17 protein-coding genes and 1 riboswitch are annotated in these 22,547 nt (G+C 65.6%); of the genes, 11 read left to right on the top strand and 6 right to left on the bottom strand.

Annotation, left to right across the window (positions count from 1 at the left end; genetic code table 11):
* Positions 1–141: 141 nt before the first annotated feature.
* Both N2652_11340 and phoU read left to right on the top strand, forming a co-directional pair.
* Positions 142–1,248 carry a putative porin gene (locus N2652_11340; GenBank protein ID MCX7819778.1) on the top strand — a complete coding sequence of 369 codons (1,107 nt, stop codon included), beginning with the start codon at positions 142–144 and terminating at the stop codon, positions 1,246–1,248.
* Positions 1,249–1,277: 29 nt separating this feature from the next.
* Entirely contained in the window at positions 1,278–1,958 is a 681-nt protein-coding gene (gene phoU / locus N2652_11335) for a phosphate signaling complex protein PhoU (GenBank protein ID MCX7819777.1), read from the top strand.
* A gap of 51 nt (positions 1,959–2,009) precedes the next feature.
* Here phoU and N2652_11330 read toward each other — a convergent pair whose 3' ends face one another.
* Entirely contained in the window at positions 2,010–3,326 is a 1,317-nt protein-coding gene (locus tag N2652_11330) for a PQQ-binding-like beta-propeller repeat protein (GenBank protein MCX7819776.1), read from the bottom strand.
* A 292-nt stretch (positions 3,327–3,618) separates the two neighbouring features.
* On the opposite strand from N2652_11330, the gene N2652_11325 reads away from it, so the two are divergent.
* From N2652_11325 to N2652_11305, 5 genes are all read left to right on the top strand, one after another.
* On the top strand, positions 3,619–4,074 hold the full coding sequence (locus N2652_11325) for a thioredoxin family protein (GenBank protein MCX7819775.1): 456 nt from the start codon (positions 3,619–3,621) through the stop codon (positions 4,072–4,074).
* Between the two features lie 43 nt (positions 4,075–4,117).
* Positions 4,118–4,345, top strand: a complete 228-nt coding sequence (locus N2652_11320; GenBank protein MCX7819774.1) for a DUF2905 domain-containing protein — start codon at positions 4,118–4,120, stop codon at positions 4,343–4,345.
* 302 nt (positions 4,346–4,647) lie between these two features.
* Positions 4,648–6,207, top strand: coding sequence for a sulfatase (locus tag N2652_11315; protein MCX7819773.1), 1,560 nt, complete (start codon positions 4,648–4,650; stop codon positions 6,205–6,207).
* A gap of 41 nt (positions 6,208–6,248) precedes the next feature.
* Positions 6,249–7,517, top strand: coding sequence for a PQQ-binding-like beta-propeller repeat protein (locus tag N2652_11310; protein ID MCX7819772.1), 1,269 nt, complete (start codon positions 6,249–6,251; stop codon positions 7,515–7,517).
* A 296-nt stretch (positions 7,518–7,813) separates the two neighbouring features.
* Positions 7,814–8,707, top strand: a complete 894-nt coding sequence (locus tag N2652_11305; GenBank protein MCX7819771.1) for a hypothetical protein — start codon at positions 7,814–7,816, stop codon at positions 8,705–8,707.
* 876 nt (positions 8,708–9,583) lie between these two features.
* Here N2652_11305 and N2652_11300 read toward each other — a convergent pair.
* Positions 9,584–11,953 (bottom strand): DUF1080 domain-containing protein, encoded by a 2,370-nt coding sequence (locus tag N2652_11300; protein ID MCX7819770.1) that lies wholly within the window; start codon positions 11,951–11,953, stop codon positions 9,584–9,586.
* A gap of 157 nt (positions 11,954–12,110) precedes the next feature.
* Positions 12,111–12,221: riboswitch (TPP riboswitch) on the top strand.
* Between the two features lie 43 nt (positions 12,222–12,264).
* Between N2652_11300 and thiC the strand changes: the two genes are divergently transcribed.
* From thiC to N2652_11285, 3 genes are all read left to right on the top strand, one after another.
* Positions 12,265–13,566, top strand: coding sequence for a phosphomethylpyrimidine synthase ThiC (thiC, locus tag N2652_11295; GenBank protein MCX7819769.1), 1,302 nt, complete (start codon positions 12,265–12,267; stop codon positions 13,564–13,566).
* A 51-nt stretch (positions 13,567–13,617) separates the two neighbouring features.
* On the top strand, positions 13,618–14,061 hold the full coding sequence (locus N2652_11290; protein MCX7819768.1) for a universal stress protein: 444 nt from the start codon (positions 13,618–13,620) through the stop codon (positions 14,059–14,061).
* 94 nt (positions 14,062–14,155) lie between these two features.
* Positions 14,156–14,845: a hypothetical protein gene (locus N2652_11285; protein ID MCX7819767.1), complete on the top strand. Its 690-nt coding sequence runs from the start codon at positions 14,156–14,158 to the stop codon at positions 14,843–14,845.
* 5 nt (positions 14,846–14,850) lie between these two features.
* Here N2652_11285 and N2652_11280 read toward each other — a convergent pair whose 3' ends face one another.
* The 4 genes from N2652_11280 to N2652_11265 form a co-directional block, all read right to left on the bottom strand.
* The gene (locus N2652_11280; protein MCX7819766.1) at positions 14,851–16,122 is read right to left on the bottom strand and encodes an ROK family protein; all 1,272 of its coding nucleotides are present in this window, start codon (positions 16,120–16,122) and stop codon (positions 14,851–14,853) included.
* A gap of 202 nt (positions 16,123–16,324) precedes the next feature.
* Entirely contained in the window at positions 16,325–16,888 is a 564-nt protein-coding gene (locus tag N2652_11275; GenBank protein ID MCX7819765.1) for an NAD(P)H-dependent oxidoreductase, read from the bottom strand.
* A gap of 74 nt (positions 16,889–16,962) precedes the next feature.
* On the bottom strand, positions 16,963–18,204 hold the full coding sequence (locus tag N2652_11270) for a type II secretion system F family protein (GenBank protein ID MCX7819764.1): 1,242 nt from the start codon (positions 18,202–18,204) through the stop codon (positions 16,963–16,965).
* 13 nt (positions 18,205–18,217) lie between these two features.
* On the bottom strand, positions 18,218–19,975 hold the full coding sequence (locus tag N2652_11265) for a GspE/PulE family protein (GenBank protein MCX7819763.1): 1,758 nt from the start codon (positions 19,973–19,975) through the stop codon (positions 18,218–18,220).
* 190 nt (positions 19,976–20,165) lie between these two features.
* On the opposite strand from N2652_11265, the gene N2652_11260 reads away from it, so the two are divergent.
* Positions 20,166–22,286, top strand: coding sequence for a glycoside hydrolase (locus N2652_11260; GenBank protein ID MCX7819762.1), 2,121 nt, complete (start codon positions 20,166–20,168; stop codon positions 22,284–22,286).
* Positions 22,287–22,547 lie beyond the last annotated feature (261 nt).

Genomic DNA, 22,547 nt, shown 5'->3' with positions numbered 1-22,547 from the left:
AACGTTGCCATTACGCCATCTCAACATTTTCAAAGCAGAATCTGAACCCAGAACGTGCCCCGCCGCGTTGAGAAGGGTCGAGCTGCACGGTTGCCGCGACCGGATCGCGTCCGCCGGCAGCGGGGGTGCTGGGGAGAGTCGATGATGCGCAGTCCAGGGGTGGTTCTGTACGGTTTCCTCGCGGCGGCTTCAACGAGGGCGGCATGGTATGACAGCATCCAGCCGTCAGCGGATCTGCGCTACCGAATTGAGTACATTGACGAGCAGCACAAGGAGCCGCGGCAGTCGGACCGCGTCCGCGCGCGGGTGGGATTCACTGCCCCGGCGCACGAGGAGGTGACGCTGGGCTTGCGACTGACCACCGCCGAGCAGGTCAACGGGGAAGGTGATCCCATCTCCGGCAACAAGGCGCTTTCGAATTTCGGGACGAAGAAGGGAATTTTCCTCGATCTCGCCTACCTCGAGTGGACGCCCTCGAAGATCCCGGGCCTCAAACTCACGGGCGGCAAGATGATCAATCCCTTCCTGTGCGTCGGTGACTACCTTTGGGATATGGACTACACACCCGAAGGTATCGCGGCGAACTGGAGCCTCGGTGAGCAGTGGAAGCTGCTGGCGAATGCCGCGTACCACTGGATTCAGGAACGACCCGCGGACGAGGATTCAAAAATGCTCGGTGGTCAGCTCGCGCTCAGCGGGCCGGTTGCCGAGCCGATCACGGTGACGGCGGGCGGCACCGTGTACGGTTTCACCGAAATGCAGGATCGGCCGGTTCTGGATTGGCGGCAGCAGAACCGCCCGTATGGCAACACCACTCGCACCCGCCTGAACGGTACGCAGTCGAACCAGGTATATGCGACCGGTTTCACCACGGTGGAAGGCTTCGCGCTGGTAAAGTGGGACAGTTCGGTCCCGGTCGCCGCGTTCGCGGCCGCCGCTGTGAACACCGAGACGGACGAGCACAACACCGGCTGGATGGCCGGCGTGCGGATTGGTCGGTTGGCCAAACCTGGCTCGATCCAGTTGGGCTACGACTACCGGCGGCTGGAGGCGGATGTGTCGCCCGGCGCGTTCGCGGACTCCGATTCCTTCGGTGGCGGCACCGACGCGCAGGGACATCGGCTGCAGCTAGCAGTCCAGCTGTTGAAGAACGTGCAGGGCGCCATCACCTACTACCTCAACGAAAAACATCTTGCGGACCCGCACGATTACCATCGCCTTCAGGTGGATTTCATGGCAAAGTTCTGAGGTGATCCCAGCCGCGGGAGTGCCTGAACATGTCGGTGCATCTGGAACGTGAGACCGGGCGGTTGAAGCAGCGCATTTTGGACATGTGCGCCCGCACGGAGCGCGCCGTGCAGGAGGCCGTCCAGTCCCTCGCGGAACGCGATGTGGACCGCGCCGCCCGACTGGTGGACGAGGATGACGTGCTCGATCGCTGCGAGGTCGAGATTGAAGAAGAATGCCTCAAGGTGCTCGCGCTGTATCAGCCCGTCGCAACAGATCTGCGGTTCATCATCGCGGTGATGCGCCTCAGCGGCGACCTCGAGCGAATCGGCGATCTGGCGGTGCACATCGCCGAGCGCGTGATCGAGATCTGCCGCGAGCCGCCGGTTGGCCCGCCGCTCGACTTCCGGCCGCTCGCGAGCCGAACGCTCGCGATGCTCCACCAGAGCATTGACGCGCTGATTGAGCTCGATGGCGCAAAAGCGACCGCAGTGATCCGCTCCGATGACGAGGTCGACGCCGAGAACCGCGCGCTAGTGGACCAGATCAAGGCTCGCATCCGTGCCCGTCCCGAACAGCTCGACGTCGATCTGAACCTGATGGGCATTGCGCGGCATTTTGAGCGGATCGCGGACCACGCCGTTAGCATCGCGGAGGACGTTCTATACCTGCTGGAAGGGCGCATTGTGCGGCACTCGAAGCTGGGGGGCGCGGACAGCGGCGGCGCCTGATTCCGCACCGGCGGTCGCCCCCAACACCCCGGATGCGGCGTGCTGCGAAGCTCAGCGTGCGGCCGCGCGGTCGCCGCGCACATCCCGGCATTCCATCTGGTCGTGGTGCCTCAGGTAGAGGTGCCCGTCAACCAGAACGGGATGTGCCCAGGCATCGCGCGTGGCCGGACCGGCAATTCTGAACCGGCCCCGAATCCGGAAGTCGCTGCCGGTCGGCTCCACCAGCAGCACTTCGCCGGTTTCCGACACAATCACCAGCCGACCGTCGGCCCAGATCGGGGCGCCGCGCTGCCAGTCCCGTGCTTCGTACCGGATACGACCGGTGGCCGGCTCCATCGCGATCCACCGCCGCGGCTCCCGATAGAACGAGGCGAACAACTCGTCCCCCGCGACCACCGCACCGTGCTGACCGGTATCAAGCGGGCTTCGCCACATGTCCTCCACCATCAGCTCCCCGTTGGCCGTCCGCATCCGCACCATGAGGCCCCCCTCCCCATCTGGACCGGTGACAAACACCGCATCGCGCCAGACGACCGGCGTGCAGGCGAGCACCTGAAAGCGCGTCGGTAACGGCCGGGTCCACAGCAGCTGGCCGGTTTCCGCATCCGCACCGAACGCATGTCGATTCGAGCAATTCACAACCACCCGCCGCTCGCCCACCCGAAGCAGAACGGGCGATGTGTAGCCCGCCGGATCCGCCTCGCCCGCCGGATCTGCCAACCGTTGATGCTGCGCCGACGGTGATGGCCCCAGTCGAAGAGGTGGCGAAGCCCAAACCGTGGAGCCATCACGCAGATCCAACGCGGCAATCAGCGCCCGCGCGCCCCCGGCGGTCACCAACACCCGGCCGCGATCGACAAGCAAGCACTCGCTGATCGCCCAGCGGATGTTGGGCGCCTCAAAGCGCTCCAGCACGTTCACCGCCCACAGCTCCCGACCGTCGCGCACGTCGTAAGCGGCGCACCGCCCGTGCGCGTTCAAGTGAACCACGCGCTCTCCTGCGATCGCGCAGGAGGCCCGGGCACCGGGATAGGGCCCCTTCCAGGCCGCGCCGTTGGTGGCCCGCCAGAGCACACGTCCCTCCATATCCAGCGCGTGAATCACCAGCACATCACCGAGATCACCGGTCACAACGATCCGTCCCCCCGAGACCACCGGTGACGACCACCCCCGACCGAGGCCGTGGACCGTCCACACCAGCGGGGGGCCGTTCTCCGGCCACTCCCGCAACAAGCCCGTCTCAGGGGAAATGCCATCGCGACGGCGTCCGCGCCATTGCGGCCAACCAGGCTCGGGCGACTCGATCAACTCGGCCGTTGCTAGCGTGGCGCTCGCGCTCACAGCCACCAGCGCGCGCGCCCAACCCATAGCGTACCCACCGCCCCAAAACCGCAGACGGCCAAACATGTCCGCCCCCGCACCTACCTTGTCAGCGCGAACTCCCGCTCTTCGCGGCTCCCCGCGCCACCCATACCCTTGCGACGGAGTCTGCCCGCCCCGCCGACACCTGACAAGCCGGCTCCCGGACCCCCATCACAACACTTCCGCCGCCACGAAGAGAGGGATCGAAGCTTCCGACACACCCGCCGTTGCGCTACAGGGCTCCGACGCGTAAGCTTTTTTTATGACCGCGAAACAAGCGATGGGAAAGGAGCCTGATATGTCCGCAAATCGATGGGCTGTTGTTGTGTGCGCCGCCCTGGCGGTCGCTGCGCAGGGCGCAACCGGATGGGAGGACGATTTCGAGAAGGCGATCGAGCGCGCCCAGAAAGAGAACAAGTACGTGCTCGTCGACTTTTCCGGCTCTGACTGGTGTGGCTGGTGCATCAAGTTGGACGAGGAAGTGTTCTCCAAGAAAGCGTTCAAGGACTACGCGAACGAGAACCTGGTACTGGTCCTTCTCGACTTTCCGCGTCGCAAGGAACTCCCGAAAAAAACCCGCGAGCAAAACGAGGCGCTTCTGAAAAAATTCGGCGTGCGCGGCTTTCCAACGGTGCTGATCCTGAACCCGAAGGGCGAGGAGGTCGCCCGAACCGGCTACAAGCCGGGTGGTGCTGAAGCGTACGTCGAACACCTCAAGGAGCTGATCGGGAAGGCGAAGGCCGCGCAGAAATAAAGGGTGCACGGAGACCACTTCCCTCCATACTGTGGGATCGAGCATGCGGGGTGCATTGGTTCTCCTCAGCACGATCTCGATCGTGGCGGTGTTGGTCGTTACGGCGCTGACCGGGCGCTGGCCACCGGTGCCGGGACGCCTGCCGGGTGACATTCGGATCGAGGGCCAGTCCGGGTCATTTTACTTTCCGATCACCACTTGCCTGCTGATCAGTCTGCTGCTCACGCTCGCCTTGAACTTGTGGCTTCGCTGGTTTCGCGGCGGACGGTAGCCCGTGGCTTGTTCGCCTACGGCCGGCTCCTCGGGCGAAGAGTACGGCGAGGCAGCGCCGTGCCGCTCGGCGTGCTCATTCGCGGCCCGTGTTTCCGGCAAACAAACGTGCGAGCCGAGCGCACAATGTGGTCGTCATTTCTTGCTTCTCCGCAAACCAATGACCCACGATGCGGCCGCCGCCTCGCTGCGGAGACGGCCCGCGGCAAATGGCGGCCGGCTCTTGGAGGGTGGGATGGTCCCCGCTAAAGTATGCGGTAACGCGAATGGGCGCGGAGTCGCCGGCGCTACGGAGGTACAACCGTGAGGACACTCCTGAAACATGCGATCCGTCTCGGGTTTGTCGGCTGCATGCCCCTGTTCGCCGGCCCGTCTGAATCTGCGACCACCGAGGGACTGCGCTTACCGCGCATCGAGGGAACGCGGCCTCGAAGCATTGTGCTGATTCTCTCCGACGACCACCGTTACGACGCGATGAGTTTCATGGGTCATCCGTTCCTGCAGACTCCACACCTCGACTCCCTCGCGCGCGACGGGGTTCACTTTCGCAATGCGATGGTGACCACTTCCCTGTGTTCTCCCAGTCGCGCCTCGATTCTGACCGGCCTCTACACCCATCGCCACCGCGTCATCGACAACAACCGACCCTTGCCGGAGGGGGTTCGAACGTTCCCTGAGTATCTGCAAGCAGCGGGCTATCAAACCGCGTTCATTGGCAAGTGGCACATGGGAGGAGATCGCGACGACCCCCGTCCCGGCTTTGATCACTGGGTCAGCTTTCGCGGCCAGGGCTCGTATCTCCCCACCCCGGCCGGTCTGAACGTGAACGGCCGACGTGTTCCGCAGAAAGGCTACCTCACCGACGAGCTGACCGATTATGCGATCGATTGGCTAGAGCGGGTAGATCGCTCCCGCCCGTTCCTGCTGTATCTCTCCCACAAGGCGGCACACGCGAACTTCCTCCCGGCGGAGCGCCACGCTGGCTGCTACCGCGACGCGGCCTGGCGGCCGCCGGCCAATGCCGCCGATGCCTACCCGGGCTATCGTTCGCAACCGCGATGGATGCGGGACCAACGCAATTCCTGGCACGGCATCGACTTTCCGTACCACTCTGAGCTCGACATCGCACGCTTCTACCGCGACTACTGTGAAACGCTGCGCGCGCTGGACGACAGCGTCGGCCGGGTGCTGGAGTGGTTAGATCGCCGAGGGCTTCGCGAATCTACGGCGGTGATCTACCTCAGCGACAACGGCTTCCTTTTCGGCGAGCACGGACTGATCGACAAGCGCGTCGCGTATGAGGAATCCATCCGCATTCCCCTGCTGATGCGATGCCCGGAGCTCATCCGGCCGGGCAGCGTGGTGACTCAAGTGGTCGCGAACATGGACATCGCACCCACGATCCTCGAACTGGCCGGCCTTCAACCTCCGGCCGATTGGGACGGACGCAGTTTCCTCCCTTTGGCGCGCGGTGAACCGATCGCGTGGCGCACCGAGCTTCTGTATGTGTACTACTGGGAGAAAAACTTTCCGCATTCACCGACCGTCTTCGCGCTCCGCGGCGATCGTTACAAGTACATCACCTACTACGGCATCTGGGATACCGATGAGCTTTACGATCTGCACACAGATCCGGGCGAAACGGTGAACCTTATCAACAGCGCGGCACATCGCGAGATCGTTTCGTCAATGGAGCGCCGCCTCTACGAGATCCTCGCGGAGCGTGGTGCGATGGCGATTCCGTTGAACGCGCCGATGGGGGGGTCGGCCAACAAACGTCTGGGACCGCGGGGCGGTGCGCGCGCGGCCGACTTTCCGCCGCATCTCGTTGTCCCCGCGCCACTGAACCGGGGCGCCCAATGAGCCGCCCACACCCACACCGCGCCCGACGCCATACTAGGGGGGTGTGCCGCGCGTCGATTGCCGCGCTGGCGCTCGCCCACGCAACCCTTGCCGAAGACTGGCCGCGCTGGGAGGGGCCCTCGGGGGACGGTCACATCCCCGCGAGCATGCCGCTGCCGGCCGGTATCCCCAGCGATCTCCGGCCCCGCTGGACCATCCCCATCGGCGGGGGCATGGCTTCACCGATCGTTGCTGCCGGGAGGGTGATCTTGCCCGAGGCCGAGGGGGAGCGCGAAGTGGTGCGCGCGTATGACGCAACGACCGGCCGGCGCCTCTGGCAGGCCGATCTCGATTCCGTCTTTCGCGACCATCTTCCGACCGGCCCCCGAGCCACCGCGCTCGCCGATGAGGATCGTGTCTACGTTCAATCCTGCCGCGGCGAGTTCCGCTGTTTGCGGGCCGCGGACGGCACTGCGCTGTGGAGCGTCAACTTCGTCCGCGATTTCGGCGCCGAGTTTCATGGGGAGGTCGGCGAGGCCGTCGGCGCGGCCCGCCACGGCTACACCGCTGCGCCGTGGATTGTGGCCGACCACATCGTTGTTGCGGCCGGTGGCCGCCCGAACGCATCGGTGGTCTGCCTCGACAAACGAACCGGCCGCGTCGTCTGGCGTTCGCAAAACGATCCGGCCGGCTATGCGGCGCTCACCGTGGGCGACGTGGCTGGGCAGCCCACGCTCATCGCATTCACTGCGGAAGCACTGATCGGGCTCGAGCCCCGCTCCGGAGAGCTACTGTGGCGGTGTCCGGTGCAGACGTCGTTCGGACGACACATCACGAGCCCCCGCATCGCCGCGGATCGTGTGCTGGCTAGTTCGCACCAAGCGGGCCTCTTCGCGGTCCAACCGCCCGCCAGACCCAAGGGGGACACGCTTACGCCGATGTGGACGACACGCGCCCACGCGGTGAATGTTGCGCCCTTCGTGGTTGTCGGCCATCACCTCTACGGGCTGGGACCCTCCCGCCGGTTGATGTGCGTGGACGCCCGCACCGGCGAACGGATGTGGTGGCGCGAACAGTTCACCGGGGCGCCCCTCAAGAATGATTGGGCCGGCCTTCTCGTGAGCGGCGACCGGCTGCTCATTCTCGCCGGCAACGGCCGCCTGCTGATGGTGGCCGCGGACCCCTCCGAATTCAGATTGCTGGCGGGCCCGGTCGAAGTGTGCGGCCCCAACTGGTGCCTCCCTGCATGGGATGGGCGCCAGCTATATGTGCGCGACGACGCTACCCTGCGCGCGTTTGAACTGCCTGCCGTTTCAACCTCATCCCGCTGAAACGGCGCGACATCAGCGAATCGTGGATCGGCGCCTCGTCGGCCGGTTTGACGCAATTCGATCTGCTGTTTACCTTGCGCCGGCAGGGTTGGTTCATCGCGCACCGTTCCACTTGATCGCCGGGAAGCGGGGGTCTCGAGATGAACAACGAATCGAAGAGGCTTCATCCACACGCTGGCCTCGCGCCACCCGGCCTCGCTCTCACCGTCGCAACCGTGCTCGGTGTCGGCGCAACGAGTTTTGCCTCTCCTCTCCCCCAGCCTGACTCAGGAGGGCTGCTCCGCACGGACAACAGCATGGTCACGGTTGGAATTCACCGGGGGATGGGCGGCGCGATCGCATGGCTGAGTTGGACCGGCCACCCTCAAAACGTCGTGAATCACCACGACCCCGGGCGGCTGATCCAGCAGTCGTATTACGCTGGCCATCCACTCGATCGCAAGCGGGATGGTCAGTCACCCCATTGGAGTCCATGGCCTTGGAACCCCGTACAAGCAGGGGGAGTCGGGGCTTGGGCGCTCGCCAGAGAGCTTCGTCGGCTGCAGGACGGTGCGCTCTATAGCGAAACCGTTCCGAAACTGTGGGACATGCCCAACGAGGACGCCTCGGCGCTGATGCGCCAGTGGATTCACTTCGAGCCGGACCTGCGCAACGTCGTCGCGGTACGATGCGAGTTCCTCGCGTGCCGCGACGGTGAGGCCGATCGTTGGGGACGGGTGGCGAACAACGGCCAAGAGATCCCCGCCTGTTACTTTGTGAGGAAGTTCGATCGTTTTCGCACATATCTGGGAGACGGTCGCTGGCGTGCGGAGCCCACCGCACCTGGGCCGCCGTGGGGCAGAGCGCGACCGCCGCTCAACGCGGTCGCGGTGTTCGATGATGATGGGCAGGGCGTCGCGGTCTTCAGCCCCGCTGCGACGCAGCCCTGGAACTACGGACCGCATGGTGCCGACCGCGCCGCCGGCCCGGCGGACGCGCCATGCGTTCATCTCGCGCCGATCGACGTGGTCCCGATGGGGCCGCACTCCACATATCGCTATCGTTTTTGGCTCGTCGTGGGCACAGAGAACGAAATTGCCACCTCTCTCGATGCACTGCGCGCCCGCTATGGCGACCATCACGCAGATTTTGAGCCAGCCGGCAAGCTCGCCGCTCCAGCAACCTCATCTCCCCCCCCAACCTCACGATAAACACCATCGCGGCCGCTCGCTCGCTTCGCACTCCTCCCCTCTCTCATCAGCGCCATCGCGCTCACGCGCTTCCAGCGCCGCTTTGCGTCTCCCGCTCAACCTCGGCCACGGTGAGCGTCCGATGCGACAGCGCCGAACGTGGCAAGATCCCTCTGCCTCACATAGCCGCCCGGCCACCGCGGGTATCAGGTTTATGGATCGGCACTGATCGTCGGCGGTCTGCTCGCTAGATACACCTGGCTCAGTTGCCGCTCCCACTCATGGACGTGTTTGCAAAAGGGGATCCTCGACCACCTCGACCCACCGCTCCCGCCGCGTGACGATGGGCAGGGTCGCGCGGCAGCACGGCCAACGCCCCTCGACGATCGGCAGGTGGCAGACCGGCTGAGAGTGGGACACTCCGAGCGCACCGTGGCAACTCTCCGCTCGCTCGCCAGCACTGGTCCCCCCTGTCACGAAAGCTCACCGGCGCGCATGGTGTTCCCTCCTTTTCAACCCGTGGAGAGGTCTCGCCCAATGCGGCCGTGACGAGCATCTGCCCAGCCAAGCGCCAAGCCGCACGCTGCGCGGCTCGGCGGAAGGACCGAGCAGTCGGAATATCCGACCGGTTTCTCCCTCCCGGCTTGCTGAGGCCCCACCTTGCAACTCTGCCGGGCCCGTCGCTCTGCGAGCGGAAACGCAGGGAGATGCTGAGCACGCTCGTTCGTCGAGCCGCAAACATCATTGAACGAAGCACAGCCGCAAGACTGCCGGACCTCCACAATCAAACGAAGATCAGGTTCTCCGCCATTTAGACGCTGTGCGGCCCGTCGTCGGGCCGGAGCACCATCGCCTCCCTCTTGCACAACCCGCGGTGGCTCTTGCGACAGGATCGTCTCACTGGCCGTCGAACAACAGGACGCCGGCCGACAGTGCGGGCATTTGAAACCGCGCCGCGCCCTCCCGAATCTCCACTGCCGCATCGCAGGGCGCCACCGCGTTAGGCTGCTCCAGTGTGTTCCGTGCCCGAAGATGCCCGGGTGCAATCAGCACCAGCCGGCCTTTTTCCACGGGGCCGCTGCGCAAACGAACCGAAATGTCCTGCGGCTCTGCGGCGGGATTGACCAACTTCACCACGATCTTCCCGTCTTCCCTGCGGACGGCGACGGCGTCCACCGAAGGCCCATCGACAGAGATCGCGAGACGTTCGCGGGCCGCATGTTCTCGCCAGAGCCGCATTACGACCCAGTTCGGAGCCGGGAACCAACCACAACTGTCAAAATTGATCAGCGCATTGTCCCACGCCCGAGCGGACACGTGGCGCAACAGAAGCGCGGGTGACGCCATCGTCACCACGTCCCCGCACCGCTCCATCGCGTTGAGCAGACCCGCCGCATACAGGCCGGTCCGCCAATCTGTGCTCTGCGCGTTCCACTCCGACACGAACACTTTCAACCTGGGGTTCTTGGATCGCCGGATCAGCTCGCGCAGATCCGCGAACCATCGCTCTGCCTCCGCGGGACCCCTTGCGAAGCGATCGGGATGTTCGTAGTGGTGGATACTGATCGCGTCCACCAGCTCCGCACATGCCTCGATCAGTCGTGGATCCCAGCGCCCATGCCGTTCTGTGGACAGGCCGCTGCCCCCGCAGGCAATCAGCAGCCCCTCCGGGCATGCCTTCCGCAACGCCGGCGCGAACTCGCGAACGATCTGGATGTAGGTCTCCACGTCATTGATGATCCACGCCTCGTTGTCGATTTCCCACATGCGAACTCGATACGGTTCCGGGTGACCGTTGCGGGCTCGTTCGCGGCCCATCGGCGAGTCGGCGGGACCGTTGCAGTACTCAATCCACTCCAACGCCTCTTGCAGGTACGTCGCACGCGGAGTCGCCGGGTCGTGGCGGCCCGTATTGATCACGAGCACCGGTTCGGCCCCCAATCGGCGGCAGAGCGCAAGGAACTCATCGGTACCGAACGCGTTCACGTCGAGGTCATCCCAGAGCGGCCGAGCATTCGGCCGGCGCTGGATTTGGGGGCCCACGCCGTGTCGCCAACGGTAGTGTTCCGCATAGGCACCGCCGGGCCAGCGGATCAACGGCGGACGGAGCTCCGCGAGTGCCCCCAGCAGGTCGGGGCGAAACCCGCCGGTCGCACGCGCGGAATCCGGCATCAGCACCACCTGGTCCAGCCGCACATCGGCCGGTCCACGAACCAACAGTTCCACCGCCGCGTTGCGCGCACCCCGCGCCGGCGTGAGCGCGATCGGTAGCTCGATCCATTCGTCCGAGTTCGTTGGCGCCAGCGCCGTCTCGCCGAGGAGCCCTTCCCCATCCACCAGCCGCACACACAGTCCCGAGGGCAAACGGCCCGACAGCCAGAGACTACCCCGAAGCACGTCGCCTGCTCGCACGCAAAGGTTCGACTGGCGTACCCCACCGGCGGCGGCGGGACCCTCCCCGCGAACGCGAACATGTCGGCGGCCATTCGCCGACTCGCCGCTGACCGACGCCACCTGGCACGACTCACCGAACGCCCCCCAGTGCCGTGCCGACAAAAGCGGGATGGGAGGCAGGCCCTCCCACAATGGTTGTCCTTCCGGCGTCGTCACGCGGAGGTTGCGGAACTCTGCACGGGTCTCCCACGTCCCGATACCCACGCACCCGGCAGAAATCGGCGATGGATCCAACCACTCCAAAATCGGTTGATCATCGAGCCAGGCCTGCAGTCGGCCGCCCTCCACGCGCACTCGCACACGATACCACCGCCCCGTATCGATGCTGCCCAGCGTGGCCTCCCCCACCGGCGCCTGACGGCCGGCGGTGGGGGCACACTTTTCGAACTGGTGGCGAACGTTGCCCCAACCGCCGAGATTCGCCCAGTAAAACTGGTCGGGACCCGCCGCTCTCACTATCGCGAGAAAACCCTCCCGCCCTCCGAGCTTCCGTGCCTCGAACGAAAACTCCACATCGGTCCAGCCAGGATCGCCAAAGACCAATCGCTGGTCCGGCTCGTTCGAGGACTGGCGGATCACGTCTCCTTCCACGCTCCACTCGCCCTGCCCCGCCTCTTCAAAGCTCCGATTCAACAGGATCTCGCCCCACAGGCCCCCGTGGCAGGAGTGATAAATGTGCTCAAGAAAGTGTCCATACACGCCCCTCTCCACCGTGTTCAGCACCACGGCGGGATCCACGGTCAGCGTTGTGGTGCACCGGCCCACCCTCACTCCGAACGCGGTGGCCAAAAGGACAACCGCCAGCGAACGCATCCGCCACCTCCGTGTTCGATCCGCGGGCCCTCGAAAGCAGCCCTTCCGCAGACTCAGACTGGGCCATCGCCGGCCCCGTCGCAAGCTCGGCAAAAGCAAGCGGGGTCCCATCGCAACGGTGTTGGTTGACCCCCCGCCCGCCATTCCGTAGCTTGGGTTTGGTCGCTGGGGGAGCTCCGATGGGCGGAGCTGAGACCGCCGAGGGCGGCGGAAACCCCGCGAACCTGATCCGGGTCATGCCGGCGTAGGGAAGCGACCCGCCCCTCGGACGGTCCCCTTTTCCCCGCGCGGCAGACGTTCTGGAGGTGCCCATGTCCGAGCGCACGCTGTTGGAGTCGGCCCGCGCTGGCGAGACGCCGCCAGAGGTGTTCGAGGTCGCCCGCAACGAGGGACGTTCGGCGGAGGAGATTCGAACGGGGCTGGCGATGGGCAGGATTGTGATTCCCGCAAATCGGCGGCACACCCATTTGCAGCCCGTCGGGGTGGGCCGCACGCTCCGCACCAAAGTCAATGCGAACATCGGAAGCTCCCCGCTGGCGGGTTCACTCGAGGGCGAGATCGCCAAACTTCAGGTCGCTCTGGAAGCCGGAGCCGATGCAGTGATGGACCTGAGCACCGGACCGGAATCCGCGAGGATTCGCCGCGAGCTCCTCGCCCGATGCCCCAAACCGTTCGGAACTGTCCCGCTGTACGAGGCGGCGGCTGCAGCGGACGACCCGGCTGATCTGGAACCGGAGGACTGGCTTCGGACGATCGAGCGCCATGCGGCCGATGGCGTGGACTTCATGACGGTGCACGCCGGTCTGCTGCGCGCGCACATCCCGCTGGCGCGCCGTCGGCTCGTCGGGATTGTCAGCCGCGGCGGCGGCCTGCTCGCGCACTGGATGAGCCGTCGTCGCGAAGAAAACCCCCTCTACACCCGGTTTGAGGATGTGTTGGCAATCTGCCGCACGTACGAAGTTACGCTCTCGCTCGGCGACGGTCTGCGGCCGGGCTGTCTGGCCGACGCTTCCGACGAGGCGCAGATGGCCGAACTCACCGTGCTCGGCGAACTCGTCCGGCGCGCCCGCAATGCCGGCGTGCAGGCAATGGTGGAAGGTCCCGGTCACATACCGCTCGACCAGATCGAATTCAACATGCGCCGCGAACGGGAACTCTGCGACGACGCACCGTTCTACGTTCTGGGACCGGTCGTGGCCGACTGCGCGGCCGGCCGCGACCACATCGCCGCGGCGATCGGCGGCGCCTGGGCGGCACTCCATGGCGCCGCGATGCTCTGTTACGTCACGCCAGCCGAACACCTCGGTCTTCCGGACGCGGACGACGTGCGCGAAGGTGTCGCGGTGTTTCGGCTGGCCGCCCATGCGGCGGACACCGCCCTGCGTCGGCCGGGAGCACGCGAGCGTGACGACGCGATGTCACGAGCGCGACATCGCTTCGACTGGCCCGAACAGTTTCGGCTCTCACTCGATCCGCCTCGCGCGCGCGCGGTTTGGGAGCGCACACGCGCCGCCGCCGGGCTTCCGCCGGAGCCGGGCGCGGCCGAGCCCTGTACGATGTGCGGCCCGAAGTTCTGCCCGATGCGGGGAGCCGGGATCGTCACCGGGGAATGATCGGACGGAATTTGGCTTGGCCGGTCCGCTTCCCAGTGCGATGCTTTCCTCGTGAAACGGATCTTGGCGGCGGTGGACTTCTCGCCGGTCACCGGCGATCTGATCCGAGTGGTCGCCGCGCTCTCGCGCGCGTTCCACGCCGACGTACGGCTGATTCATGCCGTCCCTCCGGAGCCCGATTTCGTGGGTTACGAGGCCGGTCCGGCGACGGTGCGCGAGCGCATTGCCGCTGAATATCGGGCTGCGCGGCAGCAGCTCCATGCCATTGAGGAAAGCCTCCGCGACGAGACGCCCGCAGTCAGTGCGCTGGTCGTGCAGGGCGACCCGGTCCAGAAGATCCTTGCGGCCGCTCAAGAGTTCGGCGCCGACCTTCTCGTGATGGGCTCTCACGGGCATGGAGCGCTCTACGATCTGCTGGTGGGGAGTGTCGCCTCCGGCGTGCTCAAACATGCACGGTGCCCCGTGCTGGTAGTTCCGTCGCGACGGCCCACGTGACCGGCAAGCCCGTTCAACGCGGGGGTTTGCGTCCCGGCTCCGCCACCCGTAGAGTGACATTGGATACCGTGATCGCCGCAGTGGAGTCGCAACCATGACGCCCAAGCTCCGAGAGCAGGCCCGTGTTATGTTGGTGGCCGGCGCGCTAATGGCCGCCATCGCCGGCTGCGAAATCGGCTCGCCCGACGAAGTAGTCCGTGAGGTCGGCATCAATATCGCGGGATTCTACGCGAATGGGAACGGCCGACTCGTCTCCCAGAACAGCGGGGCGCCGATCGTCAACATGAACCTGATTCAGAACGGAGATCAGCTGCAGGGAATCGACAACAACGGCAGGGTTTTTCGGGGTCGCGTCATTGCCTCGTCACCTTCCTCCGCAACGATCACGCTGGAAGGTCGCACCAGCTCAGGTGTCTCCGGGGTGATCCAGGCTACTGTCGACGTCAGCGGAAACCTGGCCACGATGCGCGGCACGTGGATCGAAGCCACTCTATACGGGACTGTTTATGGTCAGGCCACCGTGCCGACCAATCAGGGTGGCGGCGGTGGTAACCTCGCCATCAGCCCAGCGGGCACGATCACCGTGGCCCGCAACAGCACCACCACTTTCACTGCGTCGGGTGGCACAGGTTCCTACTCGTGGTCGGTCGCAAACCCCTCGCTTGGCTCGATCAACGGCAGCGGGTCGTCGGTGATCTACCAGGCTGGCAACATCGCTGGCACTCAGACCGTCCGGGTCGCGTCGGGCGGTCAGACCCGTTCGACCACAGTCGTCCAGCAGTAGACCCCTCAGGCCGGTTCTGTCGTGGCCGTCTGGCCGGGAACGAGGGCCCCGACCGCGGGCGGCTCCGTCGGCGGAGTGATCGCTCGCCGGCGCCGGTTCCGACGGCGACGATGGCGCCGGCGCGCTTGGACTGCCATTTCACGCGCGGCAGGAGTGCCGAACAACTCGTCACCGGGCACTTCATCCATCGCAAGCAGCGCCGCACCGTAGGCCGCGCCGGCTGCCGGCACTTCCGCACATTCCACCCGTATTCGCCGTTCCGCATACCATGGCCGGATGCGCTCATTCAGGCGCGCCTCGAGCACATTCAGAACCGTTCGGTTCCGCCAATCCACTGTGCCCCCAAGCACCACCGTATCCGGATCCATAAAACCTGCCAGAGTCGCTGCAATCGGGGCCAGCGCCTCCACCACCGCCTCCACGTGGTCATTGATCGCCGCGTCTGGCGTCTCAATCATTCTCAACTCCGCCATGGTCACTGGCGGCGGCAGAGCCGGGCGTAGATCTCCCCAAATCTCACCGGCCCCGCGATGACTGCCGCGGAACACTCGACCGCCCAGCACAATCGCGGCGCCCACATCCGTGAATTCAACCCGATCGCCGACCTCTCGGTGCCGAAGATACAAAAACAGCAGATCTGATCCCGTCGGCACGGTCGGCTGGTTCAGGTGCGCGATCGCCTCCGCCCGCGCGTCATTGTCAATGGTTGTGCGCGCGCCAAACACCTCCCGAACGGCAGCGGCCAACGGATGATTCCGCACCCGGAAGCCCTCGGAGTAGATCACAACACCCGAGTCCGGATCGGTAATGCCGGTCACTGCGACCCCAACCCCGAAAAAGCGTCCCGCCGGGGTCGGGTGCGAAGAGAACCACTCGTCCGCCCGCACTTTCAGCGTCGCCGGCACCTTCGCCAGATCCCGCTCAATTTCGAACTGGGTCGAGCCCACCAACCCACCGGCGACATCCACCACCGCCATTTGCGCAAAACCGGGACTCAACCCAAACCCCAGTGTCCAGCCCGCCTCCCCGCAAAGCTCCACATGAATCTGCCGCTTGCCAACCCTTCGCCTCGGCGGCTGTACGGGGCCCACTTCGCGCGCAAGCCCGCTCGACAAAAACTCGGCCATGATCTTCGAGAGCGTCGATCGATGCAGACCCGTGATTTCAGAGATTTGTTGACGTGAAGCTCTCCGGAACCTTCTCAAGATTTGAAAGACAAGCTTGCGATTGTGCTCGCCCGCCATTCGAAGCGTTGCCTTGCCTTGCCCAAACGTCATCGCTGCGGTCCTCCGCGTACATTTGAACATATCGTAACGTTGCTGGCAAGGCGGAGGACTACAAAAAGTTGATGCCCCCGGACAAAAAAGCGGAACAGAATGACAGCCGGACTGAATTTGTCCCTCTGCCACAGGCGCAACGCAAGGGAGATGAACAAGAAACTCAGCCCCTTTGGGGCCCCACACCCGGGATCTGAGACGTTCAGCCGCCCAGCAGACGAGCCTTGCTCACTGCCGCCGCGACCCGTGCGACATTGGCCCCGTGCCGTCGAGCCGTCTCCAAAGCTTCCGCGGACAGCTCGCCAGGGGTCATCGTCTCAGACGCCGAACGCCCGTACGGCCCCCAGTGCAGACCGCCCCGCGCGTATCCCGGCGTGTTTTTGGGCAACGGCACGATGATCATCCCGAGTTCCGCAAAATTGGACAGCAGCGCCAGCATCGCCAGCTCACAGCCGCCACCTGCATTGCCGAAGCCGCTGCCGGTGGCAAACACCGCGCCGACCTTGCCCACCATCGCGTCCTTCAGCCAGAGCGCACTACACGCCTGGTCAATCCACCGTTTCACGCGCCAGTCGGGGCTGCCCATGTGGACCGGGGTACCGACCACAACCGCATCGGCCGCGACCAGATCGTCTGCGGTTGCCGCCTCTGCACTCTTCACCTCCACCCGTGTCCCGGACACCGAGAGAACGCCCTCTGCGACCGCTTCGGCCATTCGTTTCGTATGCCCCCAATCGGATGCGTACACGACCAGCACCTGGCACATGCTCTCCGTCCTTTCAGTTCATTGGGTTGCACACTACGTCAATTTTCGCGGCTTTCAAGAACGCATCCCGGTGCTCAGGTGCGCAGGCCGCTGGTCAGGTCGAACACGGCGGCCAGCATGCTGATGGCAACAAACCCCACCAGGGTCGCGATCGCCACGATCAGCGCGGGCTCCAGGATCGTAATGAAGAGCTTCAACGTGCGGTCGAGTTCCGCCTCGTAGCGCCGCGCGATGTGCGCGAGGGCGCCAGGCATGTCGCCGGTCCGCTCGCCGACCGCGAGCATGTCCGTCAGCAATGTCGGAAACACCTTGCCCGCGGCCAGCGGGCGGGAGATAGTGGAACCGTCCGTCACGCGTTCCCGTGCCTGACGGATTTCACGCGCGATTACCCGGTTGCCGATCGTGCGCTCCACGATCGTCAACGCTGAGAGCACTGGCACTCCATTCGCCAACAGCGAACCGAGTGTCTGTGCGAACTGTGCAAATGCGGCGGCGCGCACCACCCGCCCGATCACCGGCAATCGCAATTGCGTTCGATGCCACCATTCACGGCCCGCCTCGGTGGCCAGCCCGCGTCGCGCCGCGATCACCGCCAGCAGAATGGCCGCAATCAGGATCAGTCCCCGCACACCCGTCAGCGAGCGGCTGAGGCCAATCAAAATCCGCGTGGGCAACGGCAATGTACTGCCCAGCTCGGCGAACATGCTCGCAAACCGCGGAATGACGAAGACCATGATGAAGACCACCGTGAGACTGCCCACCAACAGCACAATGCCGGGATAGGTCAGCGCCATCAGAATCTTCTCGCGTGTCTCCTGCGCACGTTCAAAATGCGCCGCCAGCCGCTCCAACGAAGCGGCCAGCGTTCCCGCCGCCTCGCCCGCCCGAACCATGCTGACGTACAGCGGGGGGAATGTGGCAGGGTGGGCCGCCAGCGCATCGGAGAGGCTCCGGCCCTGCACGATCTGGTCACGCAGATCGCTGATCACCGCGGTGGCCGCCTCCCCGCCACCGCCCCGCCGCGCGAGCGCGTGCAACGCCTCCCCCAACGTCATCCCCGAGCCCACAAGGTCGCTTAGCTCTCGCGTAAACTGCAGCATCTGGCGCGTTGCCATGCGCGGCGGACTGGCCCGACGACGCAGCCGAAACCGCCCCGCGGATGGCGCCAGTTCCACCGCAGCGGCCTCCTCCACTCGGACCGGTACACAGTCCATCCGGGCCAGCTCTGCAAGCGCAGCGTGACGGTCCGCCGCCTCCAGACAACCCTCCAGTCGGCGCCCGTCGCGCGCCCGCGCCAAATAGCGGAAGGTCGCCATCGTCGCGCTGCGCTCAGCCCTCCGCCAGCGCCTCGTCCTCCTCCGACACGCGCAGCACTTCCTCGATGGTTGTCACCCCGTCCAACACCTTGCTCCAGCCATCGTCGCGCAGTGTGCGCATACCCCGCCGAATCGCCTCGGCCTTGATCTCGTTGGCGGACGCGCGTGCGGTGACCAGCGCACGAATCGCGTCGTCCACCACCAAAATCTCATAGATTCCCGTTCGGCCGCGAAATCCCGTGCCGCGGCACTCCTCGCAGCCGACCGGCTCCCAGATCCCTCCCTCCCCCAGCCGCGCGATCGGAAACCCCACCTTTCGTAAGAATTCCGGCGCCACCGATGCCGGCCGGCGACAGCTGGTGCAAAGCCGCCGCACCAAACGCTGGGCCACCAGCCCTTCCACCGACGATGCGACCAGAAACGGCTCGATCCCCATGTCGAGCAGCCGTGTCACCGCGCCGGCCGCATCGTTCGTATGGAGGGTGCTAAACACCAGATGCCCGGTCAGCGCCGCGCGGATCGCGATCTCTGCGGTCTCCTTGTCACGAATCTCACCGACCATGATCACGTCCGGATCCTGCCGCAGAATGTGCCGCAGCCCCACCGCGAACGTGAGCCCGATCTCGGGACGAATCTGCACCTGGTTCACCCCCGGCATCTCGTACTCTATCGGATCCTCAACGGTGATGATGCGCAGATCCGTCTTATTGATCGTGTGCAGCCACGCGTACAGCGAGGTGGACTTGCCCGAGCCGGTCGGACCGGTCACCAGCAGGATCCCGTGCGGCCGGGTGATCAGCCGACGGAGAATCTCCTCATCCCGCGGCGAGAGCCCCAGTTTGTCCATTCCCAGCAGTCCGCTCGAACGCATCAGCAGCCGCAGACTCACGCTTTCTCCGTAAACGGTCGGCATCGTCGAGACGCGCACGTCGATTTCTTCGCCGCGGATTCGAAGGCTGATCCGGCCGTCCTGCGGCAAGCGTTTCTCCGCGATGTCCATCCCCGCCATCACCTTGATGCGGGAGATCACCGCCGATTGAAACCGCTTCAGCTGCGCCGGCACCGGCGTCTGGTGCAGCACGCCGTCGATCCGATACCGCACCCGCAGGTCGAACTCCTGTGGCTCGATGTGGATGTCCGTTGCACGATCCTGGTAGGCCTCCCAGATGATCTGGTTGACAAACTTGACGACGGAAGCCTCCTGATCGAGCGAACTGAGGTCCACCTTATCGAGCGTTTCTTCCGGCGCCACCTCGATCCGATTGTCCTGGATCATCCGTTCGAGCGTGTCCGCGCCCACCCCGTAGAGTCGCTTCGCCGCCGCCTCGATTTCCGCCGCGGGGCTCAGCGCAAACCGCACCCGACGTCCGCTCGCCAAACGCAGCGCATCGGCCAGCCCGGGCACCCATGGATCACTCGTAATCACCCGAAGTGCGCCATCCTCGATCCGCCACGGTAGCACCCGAAACTGCATCACCGCCTTCGCCGGCAGCGCCTCCAGCGACTCGCGCGGGATCGTCACCTCCGAGGCTCGGACATACGGCACCTCCATCGCCCGGGCGAGCGCCTCCAACAGCACAGTCTCCCTCACCAGTCCCGCCGTCAGGGCGGCCTGGATCACGGTCGTTCCACTCTCCCGCGCGCGGCGGAACACCTCCTCCACCTGCGCAGAATCCAACAACCCACACTGTTCCAATAGAGCACGGACGCGGCCGCCGCGCGCCGCGACGGGCGCCCGCGCCGAGGCGGAGTGGCCCTCTGGCGTGTTCATCCGCTCAAAAATGCCCGCAGGTAGCATAGGCGCGGCCGCGCGTGGCCGTCAATCATTCACCTCCCACTCGCCGCCCATTGCACCGATCGTTGGTTTACACCGTCGGCGGTTCGCCTCATCACCCTCGAGAACCCGCCACCCGTGCTTGCAGCAGCACGGAAACCATTTACCTTGGAGCCGGGATTCCCTCATGAACTGCGTCCTCCTGTTGTCGATCGCGCTGTCTAGCACCGCGACCGCTGTGCTCGCCCAGCGGCCACCACCTCCTCCCGACGACGGGCCTTGGAACCGCGACATCCAACTCTGGCGTTGGGGAGATCCACACCAGACCGAAAAGGTGGCGACCTTTGAGCGGGCGGGAGTGGTCACGCTCGCTCGCCTTGGAGACGGGCGACTGATCGCCGCTCATCAGCACTTTCCCGCCGATGATCCGCAGAATTTCGACACTGTCGCCGTGCGGTTCTCTTCCGACGAGGGACACACCTGGACGCCGCCGCGCGTGATCCAGATGGCCGGCCTGCCCGAGTGGATGCGATTCCCTTTTGACCCCACCCTCGTCCCTCTGCCGGACGGCCGCCTGCGACTGTATTTCACCGGCAACCGTCGGCGGCCCGCGGGCGGGCAGTCCGTGCCCGCGATCTATTCTGCGATCACCACCGACGGGGTCGCCTATGTCTTCGAGCCCGGCGTGCGGTTCGCGATCACGAACCGGCCCGTGATTGACTGTGCGGCAGTCGGGTATCGCGGCGTGGTGCACCTGTACGCACCGGACAACGGGCCCTCAGAACCTCTGGGTGAACCCCCCTCCCCGAGGCAGGGCATCGCGTATCACGCCGTCAGCCGAGACGGCCTGAACTTCGTGCGTGCGCCGGATGTACGAATCCCCGGCAACCGGCGATGGCTGGGCAACGTCGTCGTCGACGGCGGCCGTCTGGTGTTTTTCGGAACCGCGGACGCTGGGATGCCCGCCGAAGGGCCCGGCGCCCTCGTCTGGATGGCCAGCAGCAGTGATGGTGAGCGATGGTCGGCGCCAGTGAATCTGCCACTTCGCGGCGCCGATCCCGCCGCAGTCCGACTGCGCGATGGCGCCTGGCTGATCGCAGTTACCAGCGAACCGGTTCGACGCGAGGCTCCTCCAACCACCCCACCGCGGGAACGAGGATCGACACCAGCGGCCCCACCCCGCCTCTCCCGGACGGTGCCGCAGGACGCCGGCTCCACCAATGCGCCGCTGCTCATCGGCGTTGGCCTCCACATCGAACCGTTTGGTGCGGTGCGCGCGCCGCCGCCTCCCGCCGACTGGTTGCCGCGCTCTCCCGCTCGCCCTCCACCATCGGCACCGCACCGTCTCGACTACCGCGATCCGGAACTCTTCCGACGCCATGTGACGGACATCCGCCAGCTCGCCAACCTTGTCGAAAGATTCGGGGGCCGCCTCACCGTCCAGGCGCAGACACCGTTCACACGCATCGCCGCCGAAACCGGCGAAACGATTCTCCTGGAGCTCGAACGCCGGGGACACGAAATTGCGCTGCACTTCCACGAGGACGCGCACCTCGGCCCCGACTGTAACACCCTCGACGTCGCCGACTGGGCGGCCGCGATGCGCAGCGAGGTCGAATGGATCCGGCGAGCCGGCGCTCGCGGACCCATTCGCTGCTGGAGCGGCGGCAACCTCTACACCGGCGTGCTCGCCGCGGCCGCCACCGCCGGGCTGGAAGTGATGTGCGACCACAAAAACCCACGCCGCCAGAGTACCGACATCCGCTTGCTCGGCATCCATCCCTGGCGACCTGCCGGAGGCCCGGCCGATGACGACATCAACGCGTTCGCGCACCATGATCCCACCGCCAGAATCGTCTACCTCCCCGACGGCCTCTTCTCGCGGCCCGATCACGCGGGGATGCGGCGCGCTGAACTCGCCGGCGGCGACTGGCGCTACTTTGACATGCTGACCGAAGGCCTCGAACTCTCCCTGCGCGCCGCCCGGGCCGACCGCGTGAACGTGTTCCACATCACCCTCCATCCAGGTGAGTTCCGCGGCCGCCCCGACCATCCCTTCGCCGTCATCGAGGCATGGTTCGCGCAGGTCGTCTCTCCGCTCGTGAAGGAGGGCCGTGCGCGGTGGGCCACCTTTTCACAAATGGCCGACGCTTACCTCGCCTGGGAACGCGCGAACCCCGGCACCTCGCCACGTCCCGAGCAAAGACCGGCGGCCACCTCAGCAGCCCCCGCCCTCGCGTCACTTCTGTGGTCTACGCGCACGACTGGGGCTGTGTCGACCCGAGCACCGACACCCTGCTTCGACTGATCGGCACGCTCGAACACCATCGCGAGGGGGGTGCTTTGATTTGACCGCGCCACTTCTCGAGCGATACCTCTCGCGCCGGCCGGACGGAGGCCGCCGCCTGCGCGACAGCGGAGTGACGATCAGTGGTCACGTCCGCTCGCTCCACCCGCTCGGGCGCGGTTTCTCTTTGCCTCTCCGCGAGCAGTCCGAAGCCGCGCTCGCCGATCTGCTGCGCGATTACAAAAGGTATGCCCTCGAACCTGACCAGCGGCGCGCTCGATC

It is taken from the genome of Kiritimatiellia bacterium (assembly GCA_026417735.1).
Taxonomy (GTDB): Bacteria; Verrucomicrobiota; Kiritimatiellia; order PWTM01; family PWTM01; genus CAACVY01.
The sequence above is the reverse complement of the archived record's forward strand: the minus strand, read 5'-3'. Positions and strand labels throughout refer to the sequence as shown.